Here is an 18,067-nt window from a genome sequence, read left to right on the forward strand (position 1 = left end):
GGTGGTTGCGCAGCGCTCGGCGTGACACATAGAAAAAGGGGCGCTCGAACTAAATCGAACGCCCCTTTTCAAAGGATTGATTGTCAATCCAAAGAGCCCCCTATTATGGGAAGTTCTGGTTGACCGTCGCGCTGTTGCCATTGCCGGTCTGGTTGATGGTTGAAACATCCATCATCGAACCAAAGCCCTGATTGACCGTCGCACTGTTCAGATTGCCGTCCTGCGTGATGAAGCTTTCAGCGAACGAGCCATCTTGCGACAGCGTAGCTGAGTTTTCTTCACCGGTTTGGGTGATGATAGACAGGCCATCATCGCCGCCCTGAGACGAATTGATCGAGTTGTTCACACCGCCCACATTCTGCGTGAATGTGCCCATGTTCCGGTTGCCCGAAACCTGTTCGATGAAGGCAGAATCGCCAGTACCAGACTGGATCACGTCCGCTTCGTTATTGTCACCAAACTGTTCGGCATCAACGACCAAGGTCTGAGCAACATCCAAGCCATTTTGAAGCACTGTGATGCGGTTCGATACGCCGTTCTGATCAGCGCGAATAACACCCGTTTCATTAGGCCCGTTCACGACAGTTGATGATTGAGTGATATCCAGTTCGTTCGATGTGCCCTGCTGGGTTGCGAATGTGGTTGTACGGAACCCATCTTGGAAGATGGTCGCGGTGTTCGTGGTCCCGTCCTGATCCAGACGAGTAATGTTCGAGAACCCAACCTGATCGACATCCGAGTTATTGGCTGTCCCGTTCTGACTGATCGTAGCAGCCGGGGATGAAAGCACCCCGTTAATGAAGTCACCACGACCGCCAGAAAAACCAGGAGCCGTAATATCAGCCGACTGGAATACATCAGAAACGTTGTCCGCGCCGCTCTGCGTTACAGAGGCAGCAGCTGGAATGTTGAAGGTTGCACGCGGCGAAGTTTGCAAAATGGTCGATGTCTGGTTGTCACCCGACTGGTTCACAAAAGCAGAGCCAGTTGCGCCGGTTTGCGTGACAGTCGAAGTGCTGCTCGTACCGGTCTGATCAACGTCGATCGTCCCGTCGGTGCCTGACTGTGTAGCAAACGAGACGTTGTTGCCGCCCGTTTGGAAAATGTCTGCGCTATTATTGTCGCCAGACTGCGTGATCTCAGAAGCGTTTTCATCGCCTGACTGGAACACAGTCGCCGACATATCCGCATCAGATTGTAAGATGACAGACGACACGTTCAATCCAGCATCCTGCGTAACATTGGCTGTGCCATTCTCACCGGACTGGATAATAAGGCTGACTGCATCAACTGTGCCAGCGCCTTGAGTGACAATCGCGCTGCCGCCTTGGCTTGCCAGCTGATCAATGAACGATCCTGTGCCCGAACCAACACCTTGGCCGATGCCGGACTGCGTTACGCTGGCAGAGTTGCTTGCGCCGCCGGCATTGTCCTGATCGATTTCAGAATTCGCACCTTCGCTGGTTGCGGTCTGATTGACGGTTGCTTGGTTATCGCCGAACTGTTCAAGCTCGGAATAGCCGTCTGTGCCTTCTTGCGTGATGGTCGCTTCGTTCGCGATGCCATCTGTGCCGGTGGCCAAGCCATCTTGCGTCACGAGCGAATCGTTGTTGCTGCCCGGTTGAGCGACTGTCGCGCTATTGCCTGCACCTGTTTGAGTGACCGTGCTGTCATTATCCTGCGCAAAAGCAGGTCCTGCCACGCATAGCGCGACGACAGACACGCCTGTCATAATCGACTTTTTCATTAAATTTCCCCCATTGGTCCAGCGACTTAGCCGCCGATTTCATTGCACCATGGACCCGAATCGGTTGCTATTTTTCTCCGATTACTCCGTCGGCTTACCACGGAAGATACAGGTCTTAAAGACGCTTAACCATGTTGGTCGGATCCATACAAAAAAGGCGCGAAGAGCCATGCCCTTCGCGCCTTTTTGTGTGTCGGATGTGATCCGTGAGGCGTTAGAAACCTGCGTTCTGGCTCACATTTGCGCGGTTGCCTGTGCCGTCTTGCAAGATGACAGAGGCATTACCACGGCCGCCCTGATTAACGTTGGCAGTGTTGAGGCTGCCGCTTTGTGCGATGAAGCTTTCGTTCAAGCGACCGCTCTGAACCAGCGATGCCCGGTTGTCAGAACCCTCTTGGAGAATGCCTGAGAAGCCGAGGCTGCCTTCCTGACGAACGCCTGCAATGTTGTTCGAACCGCCAACGGCCTGACCAACACCTGAGAAGTTGCCATTGCCGATCTGACTGACAAACACGCTGCTGTCATCTGAACCAGCGCCGATTAAGGAAGAGTTGGCATTGCCGATCTGCGCAACAGATGCGCTGCTGCCGGTTGGGACAGTGAAGCCCGGATCGCCAGCTGCCACATCAGTGCCGATCACGGTCACAGACGAGTTGCGATCGCCAGATTGATTAAGTGAGCTAGAGCTGTCGCCGGCTTCCTGATTGACGAAACCAAAGTTGTCATTGCCGCTCTGGTTGATCGAGCTGACATTGTTGTCGTCACGGCTTGGGCCGCGGAAATCGACGCCTTGGCTGGCCACAATCGCGGTGTTGCGGTTGCCGCTTTGCGAGATTGCCGATGACTGGAATTCAGACACGTCACCTTGAACGACGCTGGCAAAGTTCGCGTTGCCCGACTGATTGATCGAGCTTGTGCTGTCTGATGAGCCCTGATCGGTCGCTGCAAAGTTGCGGTTACCACTTTGATTGTGGTTGGTGACCGAATCGTCATCATCCTGATAGGTGAAAGACGTGTTGCGGTTGCCGCTCTGCGATACGTTTACATTGCTGCGGTCGGTGTTGTCATCTTGGCCGACAAAGCTGGCATTGAGAACGCCGGTTTGTGAAACGTTCACGCGGCCATCTTCACCGTTCTGAATGACGTTCGAGCTGTTGCCGCGCGCCGTTTGCGCGACATTGGCTGTGTTGCCGTTCTGCGACTGGCTGATTGATGAGTTGTTGTTGTTGCCCGCCTGGAACACGTTGGCTGACTGGCCTTCGCCGTCCTGCAACACCAATGAGCTGACATCACGGCCGCGATCCTGGTTTACGTTGGCGGAATTGTCATCGCCGTTCTGACCGACCATGCTGACTGCGTCACGGGTTGCTTCGCCTTGTTTAACGTTGGCTGAGTTGGTGCCCGACTGGTCAACAGCGGAAAAACCACGGCGGCCATTTTGGGTGACGTTGGCGCTGTTGCCGGTGCCGTCCTGCACGACGCTATTGTCGTTGCCGCGATCAGACTGCCTGACATTGGCGCTGTTTTCATCGCCCGACTGAGCGATCCCGCTGCCATTGTCCTGCGCGAAAGCAGGCGCTGCAAGGCCAAGCGCGAGTACTGAAACGCTGCCCAAAATCATCTTTTTCATAAAAGGTCTTCCCTGTGCACCGGCGGATTTTGAAGAGCCGCCTGTTTGGTCTTTTTGGTGAGTCCGGTTCCGATTGATTAACCGGAGCCAGCAGTGGTCTCAGGGACAACACTTAGAGGGGGAGTCTTAAAATCTTTGTGAATCTGACCGTATGGTAAAGTTAACTATAGAAGCTCATTTCTCGGTAAGAAGCGGCTGAATTCATCGCTTTCCTACAGGGGTTGAATTGTGGCCTAGTGCGGGGGTTATGACCGCCCCGCCCGTCTCCGACCTGCCCTCCCCATCGTGCCTCCGCCAGCAGCATCGGATCCAATATGCGCGTAGGTCTCGTCCGCCTGATTTCACACCGGTCAAGCTGCGCGAGCGAACGGGTGGCTGGACTCCAGAAGCGCAATGCAGGTTTCTGGCGGCGCTCTATCTGACGGGGTCAGTCACAGCAGCAGCGCGCGCAGTGGGGAAGAGCCGGCAATCTGCGCACCGTTTGCGAGGGCGCGAGGATGCCAAAAGCTTTGCGCATGCTTGGGATCGAGTGTTAGCGGCCTCGCCCCCGCCCACATCTCAGCCAGAGCAGAAAGTGAAACGCCGCCGGACTGATTGGCGGAAGGTTACAGTTAGCGAGCTGATTTGGCGCGTGGAGATCGGGTTATGGAAGCCCATGATCTATCGCGGGCAATTGCGCGGGATCGTCCAAAAACCTGACAATTGCGCGCTTTTGCGGCTGTTGAAACGGCTTGAGCCTCCGCTTCCGGCCAGCGCTGAAGGCAGCGCAAAATGAGCCGCATGGATTTTTTCAAACGGTACACTTGCGTGTCACATTGGGGGGCTGGATCAGCCAGTGACGTCAGCCAGCGCCGTGATGAACTTGTCGATGTTGTCCATGGTAAGACCAGCGATGTTGATCCGGCCAGATCCCGCCATGTAGATCGCATGCTCTTCGCGCATCTGGACCACCTGCTCCTTGCTCACAGGCAAGGTCGAGAACAGGCCGTTCTGCTTACCCAGTGGGGAGAGGTTGACGCTGCCGGTCATGCCAGCCTCTGCCAGCCGTTCGCGAACCTGGCGCATGCGTGCTCGCATCTGTTGCAGCTCATCCTGCCACATCGCCGTCATATCGCTATCGCGCAGGATGATGCGCACCGCCGCGGCGCCATGGTCAGGCGGCATCGACCAACTTGCCCGCGCAAGAGCATTGGCATTGGAGAACGCTGTTTCCAGCGTGTCCGTATCCTTGGAAAGGACATAGAACGCGCCAACGCGGTCACGGTAGAGGCCGAAGTTCTTGTCGCAAGAGTAAGCGATGAAGGCTTCCGGCACCTTAGCCAAAACGCTGCGCATCCCGCTCGCGTCTTCCTCCATACCATGGCCCAGTCCCTGATAAGCGGTGTCGATGATCGGAAAGGTGCCAGAGGCTGCGAAGGCATCGCCAATCGCTTCCCACTCGTCAGCAGTGTAGTCGATCCCGGTCGGGTTGTGGCAGCAACCGTGGATCAGAACGCCTTCATCCGGTCCAGCTGCGTTGATCGCGGCAAGGACGGCATCGACATTGGCCGTGCCATCGGCGTTGGCGTGGTCGAACGCGCTCCATTCAAGGCCAAGATCGTTGATGATCTGTGCATGATTGGGCCAGCTCGGCGTTCCCATATGCAGCCGCTTCATGCCCGCCTTCTGAGCGAGCGCGAGCGCGAGGCGAACAGCGCCTGTACCACCCGGCGTCTGCATACCAGCAATGCGCCCGCCCATCGTGGCGTCCTCACCAAAGATGTAAGGCATCAGCGCATTGACGAAACCCATATCCCCTTCCGGACCAAGGTAGCTCTTGGAGTCTTGTGTATCGACGAGCTTCTGCTCTGCGTCCTTGATCGCGCCAAAGACCGGCGTTGCGCCTTGGCCAGTGCGATAGACACCGACGCCAAGGTCGATCTTGTCACTGCGGTCGTCGGCTGCATAGAGCTTGATCAGCGCAAGCAGCGCATCGGGCGATTGGGGTTCGAGTCGATTGAGCATGGCGCACCCTGTGCCGCCTCGCAGAAGCTGGTGCAACCGCAATTCTACTCGATATGCCTACAACCTGGCTTTAGGCCAGTGGAGCAGCGCTGTTGTGCGACCGGCAGGGCCGGTAGAAGCCGGAGCTGGTTAGAATGGCAACCAGCGGTGCTTCTTGGAAAAGCGCATATAGCCCGCATTGACGCCAAGCCTAAGGCCAGCCCCCACGCGGATCGGGATCAGAACAACATCACCGCGGCGCATATAAGAGGCGTTCATGCCGCCTACAAAATAGGCCTGACCTTCGCCCGCTGGATAGCGCTTAAAGATGTCTTCGGTGTCAAACAGGTTATAGACCAGTACGAAGGTGTTGCCCGCATTCGCCCCCGCATCGAGGCCAACCGATGGGCCGGTCCAATAGACGCGGCGCTCACCTTCGATCTTGTGATGCAATGTGCCAGAGCCATAGCGAACCCCAAAGACGAATGCACCGCCACCTTCGCGGCCTACAATGTAGCCATTGGGTTCGCCCTGTTCGCGCAGCAAGTCTTCGATCAATCCTGCAAGCCCCTGTGCGCCTTTACCAAACACACCTTCAGCAGCGCCAATCAGGTCGTCTTCGCCATAGGTGTCCGCGCTGGCCTGATAGGGCTCTTCGCCCGGAGTAACTGGGGCAGGCACATCGGTGGCGGCGGCTCCGTTCTCTTGCTGAGCATATTGCGAGAACTCGCTGTCGAACGCGGTTCCATCGTTCTGTGGTGCCGTGTCGTTCATCCAGGGCGTGTCTTGCGCCTGTCCTTGAGATTGACCTTGCGGTGGCACTGGGGTTGGCAGCCCTTGGTCAATAGGCGGCGCGTTTGGCTGGTTTTCGCGAATGGACGGATTGGCGAGGTCAGCATCAATCGCGTCATTCGCGGTCTGCTCAGCCGTATTGAAGGCTTCATCCGGGTCGAAGCTGGTTACGTCTTGCGCGCTTACTGGCGCTGCGGCGAGCATGCTGGCTGCCAGCATCGCCAAAACAGTGCGCAGCCACGCTGCTGCTCGATTTCCAGAATTGTGCATCCTCGGCACCTTTCGCTTCATTGCAATCATGCCCCTTGGGGAGCCAAGCAGAGTCCTTCAAATGCGCTTCGACAATGGAACGGCGATGAACCGAATCGAAAACACGGTGAGGTGAGTGCGTAGGGCACTGGGTATGAATCTGAGCTGGCCGAACCTAGGGATTGCTGCCTATGCGGCCTTGTGCGAGCGATTGAGTGCGAATGCGCAGATTCCCCCCTTGCCGCTGATCGCATCCCCGCCTATAGCGCGCGCCTCGCAGCCAAACGCGCTTGCACATGCGGAGACGTGGGTGAGTGGCTGAAACCAGTTCCCTGCTAAGGAACCATACCTACTACGGGTATCGAGGGTTCGAATCCCTCCGTCTCCGCCACCCACCCCCAGCACTAGTCTCTGGTTTAAGGGGTCTTCGCAAGCCGCCGATAACTGGCGGTTTTTCACGGTACAATCCGTAACGCCCGCATCATTTGAACGGTCTCTTGGCGCGTTTCCGGTGCTATTCTCAGGCGGCATCTCTGCGGCTGCCAACATCGGTTCGGTTTCCCTGTTAAACAGGGTAAGAACAGGGAAATTTGCAAGTTTGAGGCCCAAAACAGGCCATTTCAGCCGGATCCGGCTCATTTGCGCAGATAAATCCGCTACTTTTCCGTGGCGTACATGCCCAAAACCGGTGTTTCCCTGTTATTCGCCGGAACAGGGTTTTTGATCGAGCATAACAGGGACTTTAATCACCGATATCAGGGTATTTGATCGCCAGATCAGGGAGCTCTCGGATCTGCAAAACCCAACGCTTTGCGTTGCTTCGACCAAGCCAACGGTATCGCCATTTTCTTGAGCGCCTCAAGGTTGAGATAAAGCGGCTGGCGACCATCGAGAATTGCGCGCTGAATGTCTGGAGCAAGAAATGCCAACCGAAGGATGTTGCGACCGTGGGGTGAGTGTGGAGCGGTATCGATAACCGGCATCCCGCGTTCAGAACGCAGCATGACATGAGCTTTCCTGAGGGCCGAGATCAGTACCTGGTCGGGCTGCGGTGGACGCGAGGTTACAGGAACGATCTTCTGCTTGCTGCCGCGCGTTGCAAAGCGAATCGGCAGCTGGATGGTGATCGTATCAGCGGTGCGATCGAGAATGGCCTCGTCATCGGCTAGTCGGGCGGCAATGCTCGCAACTCGCGGCGCCTCGATGGTCAGTTGGAGGCCCCGCTCGCTGACGTGAACCGAGCGGACAATTGCAAACGGATCGCGAGCCTTGAGCCCCCAACGACGGCCTGCCTCAGAAACAACCCTTTCGATCTCGAGAGCAGACACGCGCTGCACATGATCGGCATAGGCGGCGCCTGCGCCTTGCTGGAGCGAGGTCGAGACATAGTAGCAATACTTCCGGCCTGACTTTCCACGCGAGGTGGTCGGGCTCATGGGCTCGCCCGACGCATCGAACAGCTTGCCTGTCAGTGGAGCCCTGATCCTGCGGTTGCCGGCCTTGGTACGATGCCGCCGCACCTGCGCATCGAGCTTGACCTGCACCCGTCCGAATAGCTCGGCGTCAACGATCGCCCTATGCTCGCCCTCATGAACCTCGCCTTTGTGCGTGATCTTGCCGCGGTAGACCCTGTTGCGCAGCAGGTGGAAAAGCGCACCGCGGCTGAACGGCAGTCCACCCATCTTGCGGCCCTTGGCTGTTGTGTGGAGCTTGGAGAGGATGCGGCGCGCCTCGAGATCGCGCTGTAATGCGTGGACCGAGCCAAGCTCAAGGTAATGGGTAAAGATGTGCCGCACCTGATTAGCTTCGTCCTTGTTGACCTTGAGCGTCCTCGATCCATCGGTCGGCGGATCATAGCCAAGTGGCGGAACCCCGCCCATCCACATGCCCTTGGCCTTGGAGGCTGCGATCTTGTCGCGAATGCGTTCTCCAGTGACCTCGCGCTCGAACTGCGCGAACGAGAGCAAGACGTTGAGCATTAGCTTGCCCATCGATCCGGTGGTGTTGAACGACTGGGTAACGGAGACAAAGCTGCATTCGTGCGTCTCGAAGATCTCGACGATGCGCGCAAAGTCGGCGAGGCTACGGGTGAGGCGGTCGATTTTGTAGACCACGACGATATCGACCTTACCGCCCTCGATATCTGCGAGCAGTGCCTTGAGGCCGGGTCTGTCGGTGTTGCCGCCTGAGTAGCCGCCATCATCATAGCGATCTGGTCGGGCTTCCCAGCCTTCGCATGCCTGACTCAGAACATAGGCCTCGCACGCCTCGCGCTGCGCATCGAGGCTGTTGAACGACTGATCGAGGCCTTCCTCGGAGGACTTGCGGGTGTAGATCGCGCAACGCTTGGCCTTGTCGCTCATCTGCTATCCCGCAATCCGAAGAACCGAGGCCCGTTCCAACGCGCTCCCGCGATTGCAGTGGCGGCTGCCGACAAGCTCGGGAACAGCTGGCCCTCCCAGCGAAACCCGTCCTCCTCAACCACGACGGTCACCTCGCGGCCCTTCCAAATACGGGTGAGCCGGGCTCCGACCCCAAGGTGCTTGCCTTCGGGTTGGACAGGTCCATTGCGAGCCAATGCCTTGCGCGTCTCGTTATCCAATCCGCCTAGTGCTTGCGCTTGCACCCGCCATGCCAGGAGTTGGCGCATGATTGGCTCGGAGCGCAGAGGTGGAGCGACCCCGTAGCGCTCCTTCCAGAAGCTGCGCAGTCCATTGAGGTCGAGCGTCTCGATCTCATCGATAAGGTGTTCAGCAGCCTCGCTCATCGTGCGGACTCGATCCGGTAGCGGCGCGTGCCATCGACCTTTTCAGATACAATCGTATGGCCGCGCTTCTTGAGCGCACCTGCCATTGCGCCGCGTACCGAGTGCTGCTGCCATTCAGTTGCCTTGGTCATCTCGCCTATGCTCGCGCCAGTCTTGCGTTTGAGCAGCCTCTCGAGCGAGTCCAGTTTTGTGGCTGGCTTTCGTGTCTTGGTGGTGTTGGTCATGTTTGTCTCCGGCACATCAAGCAGCTGGAATGGCCGCCGTCACTGAGACAAGCCCGAGCGGGCCGGGCAGGGAGACACTAATGCTCGCTAATGCTCTGAAGTCCAGTCCTAAACTTCTGCACGGTTTATCCCCTAAAGGAATTTGTTGCACTATGGAATGGGAGCAATGATCTTGATATGTTCCGACCATGAGCAGAGCACCCCTTACGGCATTCCCTCATGCCGATCGCACGCTCGAAGTGGTCTACAAGGCCCTAGACGAGCTCGTCCCTGACCCCCGCAATGCGCGTACGCACTCCAAGAAGCAGATCGAACAGATCATTGCTTCGATGCGAGCATTCGGATTCACCAATCCGATCCTCGCAGATCCGGACGGAAACCTAATCGCGGGCCACGGGCGATTGCGAGCAGCAAAGGAAATGAAGCTTGAGACGGTCCCGGTGATCACGTTGGAAGGCCTCACCGATCCACAAAAGAAGGCACTACGGCTTGCAGATAACAAGATTGCGCTCAACGCAGGCTGGGATACCGAGATCCTTAAGCTCGAGCTGGCCGAGCTGTCGTTGCCTGATTTGGAGATCGATCTCGGCCTCACGGGCTTCAGTCCCGGCGAAATCGACGTCGTCTTGGCTGAAAGCGAAGATCCGGATGACGAGGTGATCCCGGCAGTGCCAGAAAGTCCAAGCGTGAAGCCAGGTGATGTCTGGCAGCTAGGCGAGCACCGGTTAGGATGCGGCGATGGGCGCGACATCGCATTTCTTCAACGTCTGGTTGGAGAAGACAGCTCGATCGACTGCGCGTTTCTCGATCCGCCTTACAATGTGAAGATCAATGGACACGCCAACGCCAAGGGCCGTCACCGCGAGTTCGCAATGGCTTCGGGCGAGATGACCGAAGCGGAGTTCCGCAATTTCCTTGCTGATACGCTTGGAGCCTGCGCAGCGGTCTCGCGCGACGGTGCTGTGCACTTTGTCTGCATGGACTGGCGCCACATGGACGACGTCACGGGGTCAGTTGCGAACGTTTACGACGATCTCCTAAACATCTGCGTCTGGAACAAGAGCAATGCCGGCATGGGTTCGCTTTATCGCTCCAAGCACGAAATGGTGTTCGTTTACCGCGTCGGCTCGACCCCGCACACCAATAATGTGGAGTTGGGCAAGCATGGTCGCAATCGCACCAATGTCTGGGACTACCCGAGTGTCAACTCGATGAAGGGATCGCGTAGAGAGGATCTCGCGCTGCATCCCACTGTCAAGCCGGTGGCGATGGTGGCTGATGCCTATTGCGATGTGACCAGGCAGGGCGAGCTCGTACTCGACATCTTCTTGGGCTCAGGCACCAGTTTGATCGCTGCTGAGCGGGTTGGTCGCCGCTTCCGCGGTCTCGATATCGATCCAGCCTATGTCGACCTTGCGATGCAGCGCTGGAGCGATCTCACCGGCAAGGAGCCGGAGTTGATCCATCGTCACGACGGTCAAGAGGCAGCAGGATGAGCAGGGACACACGGTTCAAGCCCGGCCAGTCTGGCAATCCCAACGGTCGTCCCCCCAAGCCGCGCCGACCCAACGTGTCTGCGTTCGAGATCGTGCTCGACAAGCGTCTCAGCACGACCCTTGGTGGCAAGGAGCGCGAGCTCACCGTTGAAGAAGTCTTGCAGCAGCAACTGCTCAAAGATGCTCTTGCTGGAAAACGCATGGCGATACGCAAGGTGCTCAAGATGATCGAGAAGCGTGAGAAGGCGCTTGCAAAGAAGAGCCTTCAACCTCGTTCGCCAATCAAGAGGCTCAGGCATCACACTTCTGACAATGCCAACGAGGCCATGCGTATTCTTGGTATAGCTGAGACTGATCCTTCCCACCCCAATCGCTGGAAAGTCAATGCATGGGCCACGCAGGCGGCGCTCAGTCGCCCAGGGCGCCGAAAGTTCAGCAAAAGGGATGTCGAGAGCATCAAGTTCTTTACCAAGGATCCAGAAAGCCTGCACTGGCCACGCGGGAGGCTCGAATGAGCAAGGAGCAAGGCGTGGGCTACAAGCAACCGCCCCAGTCAACGCAGTTCCGCAAGGGACAGTCTGGCAATCCGAAAGGGCGGCCGAGGAACCGGCATCGCGAGATCCCATACGATGCGGTTCTCGGGCAGATGGTCACAATCCGTGAGGATGGCCGCGACCGGCGGGTGACGGCCGCTGAAGCATTCCTGCTTCAGCTCACGCAGAAGGGTCTGGCCGGAGACAGTGCAGCGGCTCGCGCCTCGCTTGAGGCTATCGAGCAGGCACGCTCTGTGCGGCGAGCTTCTCACTCGGGTATCAATACAATCGTCTGGTCAGCTGTCAAAAGTGGCGCAGACTCCATCATCGATACGCTTGGGATCGCAAGACTTAAGCATCCGACCGATCAGGCTCGCGTCCGATGGGAACTCAATCCATGGATCGTCGAAGTTGCGCTGGCGAGGCTGGTCGATCGACCGCTCAGTATGGATGAGCAGCGCGAGGTGTGGAGAGCTACACGAACACCGCATAAGGTGAATTGGCCGGACTGGTGGACATATCGCGGAGAATGACCGCTATGCGCCCCAGTTTTGGTCATTCGGTTCACTCTCGAAGCTCGCCAATTGCTGCCGCGATCAATAGCCGCAAATGACCTACGCAGTCCCCGTCACGTAGCTGCCTGCATTCTCTTGGCAATGCGCTCGAACGCGAGCTACCCAACTATCAAACCAAACCCAAGTGTTTTGGTAATCACCCTGTTTGCCGAAACCTTTATCTGGGTTCTTCGCTTCTAGATCCTTCCATAGAGAGGTGTGGTGCGACATGTTGAAGCGTGGCCAGCCTTCTGCCCGCATCAGCTCCACAACCTGGGTGGCCGTGTATCGTTTCTTGTCTGTCTCCTTTAGTAGAACAGAATTGACCTCCATAGCCATATCAGAACCCGGCTTGATGAAATTGACGGCCAAGTCTGATTTCGACGCCTTGCTACCAACGATCGGGACAAACGCGACCCGATACGCAAAGGCGGGATCCTTCAGTTCATCTTCTGTCATTTTGGAATGGAAGGCATCCATCGTCGCTACAATCGCCTTTGGCAGATTTGGCGAAGCTTTAAGCCCAGCTGCTTGGGCAGCATCGAAAGTCACAAATTGGAGGGCGATTGGTAGTCGACGCTCTAATCCGAACTGTCCTCCGAACCATTCTCGGATCGCACCATTGAAATTGACACAGCAAGCCTGCAGCAATGGACCAAGCGCATCGTCGATCCTATCTGTTGAGCGATGCTCAATCTCATGCCGAATTTCTAAGAGGAGCTCCAAGTTCTGTCTTGCGCCAGTCGTGACCGGCAACTTCGGTTGTTTGATGCACATGCCCAATTCCCAGAATTTCTCGGCGCCACTGGGAAATTTCGCGACAGCGCCGCTCTTATGGTACCGATAGTCGATACCCTCACGCTTAAACCATGCGTGACAGAGGTACGTCCAAGCAATCATTGCCGTTGTGATGAATATCTCAGACCGAAAGCAGAGGCCGGCGGAATTGAAGTTGTGGACGGCAGCGATCATTGCCTCTCGCGCTTTTACCAGCAACTCATCGCCACGGAGACTTAGGCCCGTTTCACCATCGACATCCGGCCACGACTTCAAAAATGAGGTCAAGTCATTAGATGAGGCCACCTTAATCGCCTTGTGCTTCTTCTCAGTCCGAATCTCACTGATCAGCCGGTGATTGATGGAGCGCGTTGGACGAGTGAAAAACGCTAGGATGTCTTGGTCATTGTATTTCTTAGTAGCGAGCATCGCTTTCACAATCGCCACTTCCCAACGCTCGAGATGATTTCCTCTCTTTTTCGTCGGCATTTGGATCGGCTCCTACAAAGCTGTGGGCAGTGTTTTCTGATACTCTATAGTCTCGTCACATCGCGAAAATGCGAGCTGAAGGTCCGCTTGTAAGCTGCGACGGGCAGTGAACCAAAACCTTAGCAAGCAGCCCCGGTGCTGCAATCTACAGGCGATGCTGGCGATCGCATCCAATCAACTATCTCGCACCCAGGAATTTGAACCGCTAAACTTGATTTTACGAGCGTGCGCTATCACCTGTCATTGAAGGTCCAAAAGGAGAATGTACGTGGGACAGATTGGCATCTACAATGCTCGCAAGGTCGATGGACTAGCAGAGCTGATTGCCACCATCGATTGTGATCTCGACGACGACCAACGCTTCCTCATAGTGGTCATGAACGACGAGATCGCTGAAGATGAGGCTCTTGCGAAATCAATGCTTGCAGCCAAGTCCAATGGGGCAACGATAATCGTGATGTGGCCCACCAATGGTGAAGGGATGCAGCTCCCCGACCCACTGCTGCAATTGCGAGACGCCCTGATCCGATTTGATGCAGAGGCTTTGCATGACATTATCTGCAAGAAAAAGATGCGGCACGAAGGTCCGGGTGGTGGTGAGTATCCCGCTGCTAAGACCGATCGGCATTGCTGCTAATGAAGTTACACACTTACTGCGTTGAGCACGACCTCGGCTTCGCTCCGAACCCGTTTCATCAAGTTTGCTCTCTCGCGTGCTGTGCACCCCAGATCCGCAAGCATGCCGGCATACACGATCTTATTGTCGGCCGTGGTTCGGCGAAAGTAGGACGCCGACATCACTTGGTTTATTGGATGCAAATAGACGAGATTATCGACTTTCCGACATATGACTCAGACCCGCGCTTTGGCGCCAAGAAGCCCAGTATGTCGGGAAGTACGATGCAGCGTTATGGTGACAATATCTACTTCGAGGACGCTGCGACTGGGCAATTTGTTCAACGCGACTCATTTCACAGTAATTTCGGCGGGCAACAGAGCAAGGCAGACATCGATACTGATACCGGCACGACAACGAATGTCCTCCTAGGTAGCCGCTTTACCTATTTTGGTGGCGATGGGCCTGAAATCCCGGCTGACTTTCGCGATATGTTCATTCGCCGAAACCGGAAATGCAATCATCCGGCTGCGCAGCAAGCAGCTATGGTCGATTGGCTTGATGTCAGCAATCCGAAAGGGCTTGTCGGTATTCCTACTGACTGGGCAAAAATCCGGCACGCAGCATAGTCCCCTGGGACATTTTGCCGATTTTCGTATACAGTCAAGCCATGCTCAAGTTAGATCGTAGCGCAGTATACGAAGACTATTGGCGCTTCGCTTCGAAAAGGCTCGAAGTGTATCTTGCTAGGCTTCGTGGATTACCATCGCCGTGGACCGATGACGCTATCATCTCTCGCTACCGCTTTACAAATACGTTTCGTGCAACTGACCGAGTAAGCCAGTATCTGATAAAAGAAGTTCTTTACGATAGAGCGAATGATCTCACCGCCGAGGACACGGTTTTTCGCGGGCTACTGTTCAAGGTTTTCAACAGCATCACGACCTGGAAAGCGTTAGAGAAAGCACTTGGGTCGATACGTTGGTCTGATTTCGACTTCGATCGGGCCGATGCGATCCTTGAAAAGATGCTTCAAACTCGAAAGCCAATCTACTCTGCTGCATACATAATGGCATCACCACCTTTCGGGGCTAAACGTAAGCACCAGAATCACTTTCGCTTGCTGAAAACGATGATGGATGACGGAATTACCAAGCGGATCGAGAACGCGCAGTCACTATCCGAAATCTATCGCGAAGTACTGAAATACCCAGGCCTTGGATCTTTTCTGGCTTTTCAGTATGCAATCGACCTAAATTATTCTGCCCTGACGGATCTCGGAGAGGACGAATTCGTTGTGGCCGGTCCAGGCGCGCACGACGGAATTCGAAAGTGCTTCCCTAACTCTTCGCCTGATCAAGCAGAATCTATCATCCAATGGATGACCGAAAACCAAGATGCTGAATTTGCGCGCCTTGGGCTTGAATTTCCGGGCCTCTTCGGACGCAAGCTTCAACCGATAGATTGTCAGAATGTTTTCTGCGAAATTTCCAAATATAGTCGAGTAGCTCACCCTGAGATCGCTGGCACGAGCGGACGGACACGCATCAAACAGAGCTTTTCCAGTTCGAGAAGAGATCCCCTTCCAAAACCCTTCTTCCCGCCGAAATGGCAAATCACTTCGAATGTGACTCCGCTGCTAAATCACCCACAACAGGTCGAGACGCAATTGGAACTCTATCCTTAGCTTGGCGCACTAATTGCCATCGCAACACAAATCCAACGTCGACCAACTCTTGTCCATTTGGTGCGGAAACCGATTATTGAACGATTCCAAATTTGGCTTTGCGTTTCACCGCTGGCTTTGACGCTGATTTGGCGATCCTCTGCGTAGCTGATGCACAGACTATCAAGTGCCTCTTTGTTGGGCTGGATGCCCAGCAAATTGAGGATTGCTAACTTTTCAGTCTTAGTTCGGTCGCTATCCTTCAGTTTCCGATAAAGCACCTTCGGAGCTTCAAATACTTCAATCGTCGAGTCCACAACTGGGCCATGGACATCTGGAATTGCCAAAGGTGAGAAGGACACAGAGCGGTTTACAAGGTCCACGGTTATCGTGCCTTGTTTCTCTTCTTTCAGATTTTTGAAAAGGCGGTGGCCTGCCACGATCGCCTGCCTCCATTCCCACGGCTTGCACCGTGCAACTTCTAAACCTTCAGCAAAAGTTATAATCAGCTTCAGAAAGTCATAGGAAATCTGGCTCGTATCCGAGAAAAGCGTGGCTTTCGCTTGGTCCGGAGGCAACCCTTCAAGCCGACCGACTCTGACAGCCTCAGAATGAACAGCCTTAACAATCGCCTCTTCAACAATTCGAGCTCTTGCACCATCTTCTGTCCGGTCGTCATCCGGTTGACTCTTGCGCTTAAGTCCCATCAGTGATCGCAACACGGGGGACCACCCTAAGATGGCTGCGTTTGCCAAGTGCAAAGCGTCATGAAAGCGATAACCATCGTCTGTCCGAGAATTGTCGTTCAGCTCGTCACCTAGCGGACGACCGCGATAGAACATTTGCAGTCGGTCATCGGAGGTTGAGATGTATGTAACGGCGAACGTGCGAGGAAATCTCTCATGGGGAGGAGCCGGCTCGTCCAAAAGGGCTGTTGGTTCTTCCTCCATCAAATTCGAGATACTGCGTATCTTGACCATGTTCGCGGACAGCACTTCGCTGAGCCTAAGTTGATACAGAGTTGAAATGGCGCTCAAATGCCAAAGGAGCATCCCCAACGTGCGATCTCTAGTATAGCTGAGAATGTCGTCCTTTAGATGGTATTCACTCTTTGGGAACTGTCGGCTCATAACCGATGTCGCGTACAAAAGAAGGCGCGTAATGCACACGTCTAAGAGCTCGCGATTCCGAGTGCGCGCGGTAAGGAAGGCTAGCGACTGATACTGGTCAATTGACGCATCGCCGCCAAGCTCCAATAGAACAGGAGACTGTTCCAAAAAGCGCGAGTATTCTTTCGGATCCAAGGCCGCCTTGAATTCAGGCTTTCGCTCGATTTCTCGTGGCAAGGCAGCGTAATCCTCAGCCACAATCGAAGCGAGCCCTTCACCTCCTCCTAGCTGTGAAAGCTGTGCAACGTACCAGAGGCAGTCGCCAATTTCCTCAATGATCTCATAGTTGCTTGTGTCCCAGTGGTCGGTGCTATGGTGCAAAACTTTTTTCTTGAGGGCGGAGGCTAGACTGCCAACCTCGGCGGCCAATCCGTACCTTGCGATCCTCAGTCGCTCACTACTGTCTTTGTCTGTAGTCCAATCACTAGACGAAACAAACGTGTCGAATTCGCGCAACTTCATAGTTCACTGCTCTTAGTGGCCCGGAAATTCAGATGATCTGGCAAGTTTTACTGTTTGCGCGTCACGATGTATAAGCAAGTATTAGAGGAAAGGGGCTGGGGATACTTTTCAGCTACAATTTTGAAATGAGTAACCCAAATTGATTAGATTTGATGAGTCCCGAGGAGGCAGCTCAGAGTTGCTGAGCTCTTCACATCCGTTTTTAGGGCATCTAGCTCAGCGCTTAAACGAGGATGAGTAAAGCAAGGTGCTTCGTCCAATGCAAGTTTCCCAACCCGAGCTGTCTCGACGCACTCTCACGATCATAAGCCCACTAAAATCCATTGCCCGAGAGAATGTCTGGGTCCGTTTGCTTTGGCATTCTTGGCTGCGACCCGATGAGGCGAGCCGCCGGCAAACCGATGCGCCAGCCTTATTGCTTACCTGAGAGCGGCCCTGATCAAGTTCAGCCATACAAGCAGCGAAGGCGCATGAAGCCTTGCTGGATTCAAATAGTCTGCAATGAGATCAAAGGCACCTACGGGTATAGAGCGGCTGACGAACTACTAATCCACCATTGATTGCCCGCGCGAGTAACGATTGGATAGCCAGCAAACTCAAGCATTACTTCTTCCATCGTTGTCGTGCCCACCCAGCCTGGTGACGTATCAATCCAATATTCGAATGGTGGAATTGCAAGGACACCGATCACATGGAAGTCCTGGAGGCCCCACTCGTTGTGGTGCTGTCCCCTTAAAGCCAAACTGTCATCCAGGTCTTTTGCTGATATATCCTGATCGGGATAGTTGCGCACTCCGTCTTGGACCCAAGACCCCGCGTCATGTGGAGAGACCGCCATTAAAGATTGAGGTGTCTTCAAGTCTACTATCACTCCGATGCAGCCAAACGCGTGCCTGTGCTCAGCTCCTGCAAA

Annotated in this window: 17 protein-coding genes and 1 tRNA gene; 8 read left to right on the plus strand and 10 right to left on the minus strand. The window is 55.3% G+C overall.

The genetic code is table 11. The features are described 5' to 3' along the window. Positions 1 to 103 precede the first annotated feature (103 nt). Together AC0V6N_RS11130 and AC0V6N_RS11135 are read right to left on the minus strand one after the other, a co-directional pair. Complete coding sequence (locus tag AC0V6N_RS11130; RefSeq protein ID WP_486171617.1) at positions 104 to 1,747, minus strand: beta strand repeat-containing protein; 1,644 nt, start codon at positions 1,745 to 1,747, stop codon at positions 104 to 106. A gap of 214 nt (positions 1,748 to 1,961) precedes the next feature. Then, the gene (locus AC0V6N_RS11135; protein WP_486171618.1) at positions 1,962 to 3,377 is read right to left on the minus strand and encodes a hypothetical protein; all 1,416 of its coding nucleotides are present in this window, start codon (positions 3,375 to 3,377) and stop codon (positions 1,962 to 1,964) included. A 247-nt stretch (positions 3,378 to 3,624) separates the two neighbouring features. On the opposite strand from AC0V6N_RS11135, the gene AC0V6N_RS11140 reads away from it, so the two are divergent. After that, entirely contained in the window at positions 3,625 to 4,152 is a 528-nt protein-coding gene (locus tag AC0V6N_RS11140; protein WP_486171619.1) for a hypothetical protein, read from the plus strand. A gap of 53 nt (positions 4,153 to 4,205) precedes the next feature. Here the strand turns inward: AC0V6N_RS11140 and AC0V6N_RS11145 are convergent, their stop codons facing one another. Together AC0V6N_RS11145 and AC0V6N_RS11150 are read right to left on the minus strand one after the other, a co-directional pair. Next, positions 4,206 to 5,381 carry an amino acid aminotransferase gene (locus AC0V6N_RS11145; RefSeq protein ID WP_486171620.1) on the minus strand — a complete coding sequence of 392 codons (1,176 nt, stop codon included), beginning with the start codon at positions 5,379 to 5,381 and terminating at the stop codon, positions 4,206 to 4,208. 129 nt (positions 5,382 to 5,510) lie between these two features. Then, positions 5,511 to 6,443, minus strand: coding sequence for a DUF1134 domain-containing protein (locus AC0V6N_RS11150; RefSeq protein ID WP_486171621.1), 933 nt, complete (start codon positions 6,441 to 6,443; stop codon positions 5,511 to 5,513). 258 nt (positions 6,444 to 6,701) lie between these two features. Between AC0V6N_RS11150 and AC0V6N_RS11155 the strand changes: the two genes are divergently transcribed. Next, positions 6,702 to 6,792 (plus strand) — tRNA-Ser (locus AC0V6N_RS11155). Positions 6,793 to 7,177: 385 nt separating this feature from the next. On the opposite strand, the gene AC0V6N_RS11160 is transcribed toward AC0V6N_RS11155, so the two are convergent. Genes AC0V6N_RS11160 through AC0V6N_RS11170 form a run of 3 tightly spaced genes read right to left on the minus strand, consistent with a single transcriptional unit; the run spans position 7,178 to position 9,392 of the window. Beyond that, the gene (locus AC0V6N_RS11160; protein WP_486171622.1) at positions 7,178 to 8,764 is read right to left on the minus strand and encodes a recombinase family protein; all 1,587 of its coding nucleotides are present in this window, start codon (positions 8,762 to 8,764) and stop codon (positions 7,178 to 7,180) included. Continuing rightward, positions 8,761 to 9,168, minus strand: a complete 408-nt coding sequence (locus AC0V6N_RS11165; RefSeq protein WP_486171623.1) for a DUF2924 domain-containing protein — start codon at positions 9,166 to 9,168, stop codon at positions 8,761 to 8,763. Before AC0V6N_RS11165 ends, AC0V6N_RS11160 begins: the two co-directional genes overlap by 4 nt. Continuing rightward, a complete protein-coding gene (locus AC0V6N_RS11170; protein ID WP_486171624.1) occupies positions 9,165 to 9,392 on the minus strand; it encodes a DUF3489 domain-containing protein in 228 nt (75 codons plus the stop codon). The genes AC0V6N_RS11165 and AC0V6N_RS11170 overlap by 4 nt, the downstream gene beginning before the upstream one ends. 188 nt (positions 9,393 to 9,580) lie before the next feature. Here AC0V6N_RS11170 and AC0V6N_RS11175 point away from each other — a divergent pair, with 188 nt between their 5' ends. The 3 genes from AC0V6N_RS11175 to AC0V6N_RS11185 are packed head-to-tail and all read left to right on the plus strand — an operon-like array spanning position 9,581 to position 11,954. Then, positions 9,581 to 10,888, plus strand: coding sequence for a site-specific DNA-methyltransferase (locus AC0V6N_RS11175; RefSeq protein ID WP_486171625.1), 1,308 nt, complete (start codon positions 9,581 to 9,583; stop codon positions 10,886 to 10,888). After that, entirely contained in the window at positions 10,885 to 11,403 is a 519-nt protein-coding gene (locus AC0V6N_RS11180) for a DUF5681 domain-containing protein (protein WP_486171626.1), read from the plus strand. The genes AC0V6N_RS11175 and AC0V6N_RS11180 overlap by 4 nt, the downstream gene beginning before the upstream one ends. After that, positions 11,400 to 11,954, plus strand: a complete 555-nt coding sequence (locus tag AC0V6N_RS11185; RefSeq protein ID WP_486171627.1) for a DUF5681 domain-containing protein — start codon at positions 11,400 to 11,402, stop codon at positions 11,952 to 11,954. Before AC0V6N_RS11180 ends, AC0V6N_RS11185 begins: the two co-directional genes overlap by 4 nt. An 81-nt stretch (positions 11,955 to 12,035) precedes the next feature. Here AC0V6N_RS11185 and AC0V6N_RS11190 read toward each other — a convergent pair whose 3' ends face one another. Beyond that, positions 12,036 to 13,241, minus strand: coding sequence for a DUF3644 domain-containing protein (locus tag AC0V6N_RS11190; RefSeq protein ID WP_486171628.1), 1,206 nt, complete (start codon positions 13,239 to 13,241; stop codon positions 12,036 to 12,038). A 268-nt stretch (positions 13,242 to 13,509) separates the two neighbouring features. On the opposite strand from AC0V6N_RS11190, the gene AC0V6N_RS11195 reads away from it, so the two are divergent. Genes AC0V6N_RS11195 through AC0V6N_RS11205 form a run of 3 tightly spaced genes read left to right on the plus strand, consistent with a single transcriptional unit; the run spans position 13,510 to position 15,544 of the window. Next, a complete protein-coding gene (locus AC0V6N_RS11195) occupies positions 13,510 to 13,878 on the plus strand; it encodes a hypothetical protein (protein ID WP_486171629.1) in 369 nt (122 codons plus the stop codon). Further along, entirely contained in the window at positions 13,878 to 14,486 is a 609-nt protein-coding gene (locus AC0V6N_RS11200) for an Nmad2 family putative nucleotide modification protein (RefSeq protein WP_486171630.1), read from the plus strand. The genes AC0V6N_RS11195 and AC0V6N_RS11200 overlap by 1 nt, the downstream gene beginning before the upstream one ends. A gap of 41 nt (positions 14,487 to 14,527) precedes the next feature. Then, positions 14,528 to 15,544, plus strand: a complete 1,017-nt coding sequence (locus AC0V6N_RS11205; protein WP_486171631.1) for a nucleotide kinase domain-containing protein — start codon at positions 14,528 to 14,530, stop codon at positions 15,542 to 15,544. Here AC0V6N_RS11205 and AC0V6N_RS11210 read toward each other — a convergent pair. Further along, a complete protein-coding gene (locus AC0V6N_RS11210) occupies positions 15,541 to 17,154 on the minus strand; it encodes a hypothetical protein (protein ID WP_486171632.1) in 1,614 nt (537 codons plus the stop codon). The genes AC0V6N_RS11205 and AC0V6N_RS11210 overlap by 4 nt on opposite strands. A 517-nt stretch (positions 17,155 to 17,671) precedes the next feature. Then, positions 17,672 to 17,992 (minus strand): hypothetical protein, encoded by a 321-nt coding sequence (locus AC0V6N_RS11215; RefSeq protein WP_486171633.1) that lies wholly within the window; start codon positions 17,990 to 17,992, stop codon positions 17,672 to 17,674. Between the last annotated feature and the right edge of the window lie 75 nt (positions 17,993 to 18,067).

It is taken from the genome of Erythrobacter sp. S57(2025) (assembly GCF_057365055.1).

Bases quoted from the DNA above. Each gene is read 5' to 3' on its own strand.
- AC0V6N_RS11130 (WP_486171617.1), bottom strand. From the start codon at position 1,747: ATGAAAAAGTCGATTATGACAGGCGTGTCTGTCGTCGCGCTATGCGTG.
- AC0V6N_RS11135 (WP_486171618.1), bottom strand. From the start codon at position 3,377: ATGAAAAAGATGATTTTGGGCAGCGTTTCAGTACTCGCGCTTGGCCTT.
- AC0V6N_RS11140 (WP_486171619.1), top strand. From the start codon at position 3,625: ATGACCGCCCCGCCCGTCTCCGACCTGCCCTCCCCATCGTGCCTCCGC.
- AC0V6N_RS11145 (WP_486171620.1), bottom strand. From the start codon at position 5,381: ATGCTCAATCGACTCGAACCCCAATCGCCCGATGCGCTGCTTGCGCTG.
- AC0V6N_RS11150 (WP_486171621.1), bottom strand. From the start codon at position 6,443: ATGAAGCGAAAGGTGCCGAGGATGCACAATTCTGGAAATCGAGCAGCA.
- AC0V6N_RS11160 (WP_486171622.1), bottom strand. From the start codon at position 8,764: ATGAGCGACAAGGCCAAGCGTTGCGCGATCTACACCCGCAAGTCCTCC.
- AC0V6N_RS11165 (WP_486171623.1), bottom strand. From the start codon at position 9,168: ATGAGCGAGGCTGCTGAACACCTTATCGATGAGATCGAGACGCTCGAC.
- AC0V6N_RS11170 (WP_486171624.1), bottom strand. From the start codon at position 9,392: ATGACCAACACCACCAAGACACGAAAGCCAGCCACAAAACTGGACTCG.
- AC0V6N_RS11175 (WP_486171625.1), top strand. From the start codon at position 9,581: ATGAGCAGAGCACCCCTTACGGCATTCCCTCATGCCGATCGCACGCTC.
- AC0V6N_RS11180 (WP_486171626.1), top strand. From the start codon at position 10,885: ATGAGCAGGGACACACGGTTCAAGCCCGGCCAGTCTGGCAATCCCAAC.
- AC0V6N_RS11185 (WP_486171627.1), top strand. From the start codon at position 11,400: ATGAGCAAGGAGCAAGGCGTGGGCTACAAGCAACCGCCCCAGTCAACG.
- AC0V6N_RS11190 (WP_486171628.1), bottom strand. From the start codon at position 13,241: ATGCCGACGAAAAAGAGAGGAAATCATCTCGAGCGTTGGGAAGTGGCG.
- AC0V6N_RS11200 (WP_486171630.1), top strand. From the start codon at position 13,878: ATGAAGTTACACACTTACTGCGTTGAGCACGACCTCGGCTTCGCTCCG.
- AC0V6N_RS11205 (WP_486171631.1), top strand. From the start codon at position 14,528: ATGCTCAAGTTAGATCGTAGCGCAGTATACGAAGACTATTGGCGCTTC.
- AC0V6N_RS11210 (WP_486171632.1), bottom strand. From the start codon at position 17,154: ATGAAGTTGCGCGAATTCGACACGTTTGTTTCGTCTAGTGATTGGACT.
- AC0V6N_RS11215 (WP_486171633.1), bottom strand. From the start codon at position 17,992: ATGGCGGTCTCTCCACATGACGCGGGGTCTTGGGTCCAAGACGGAGTG.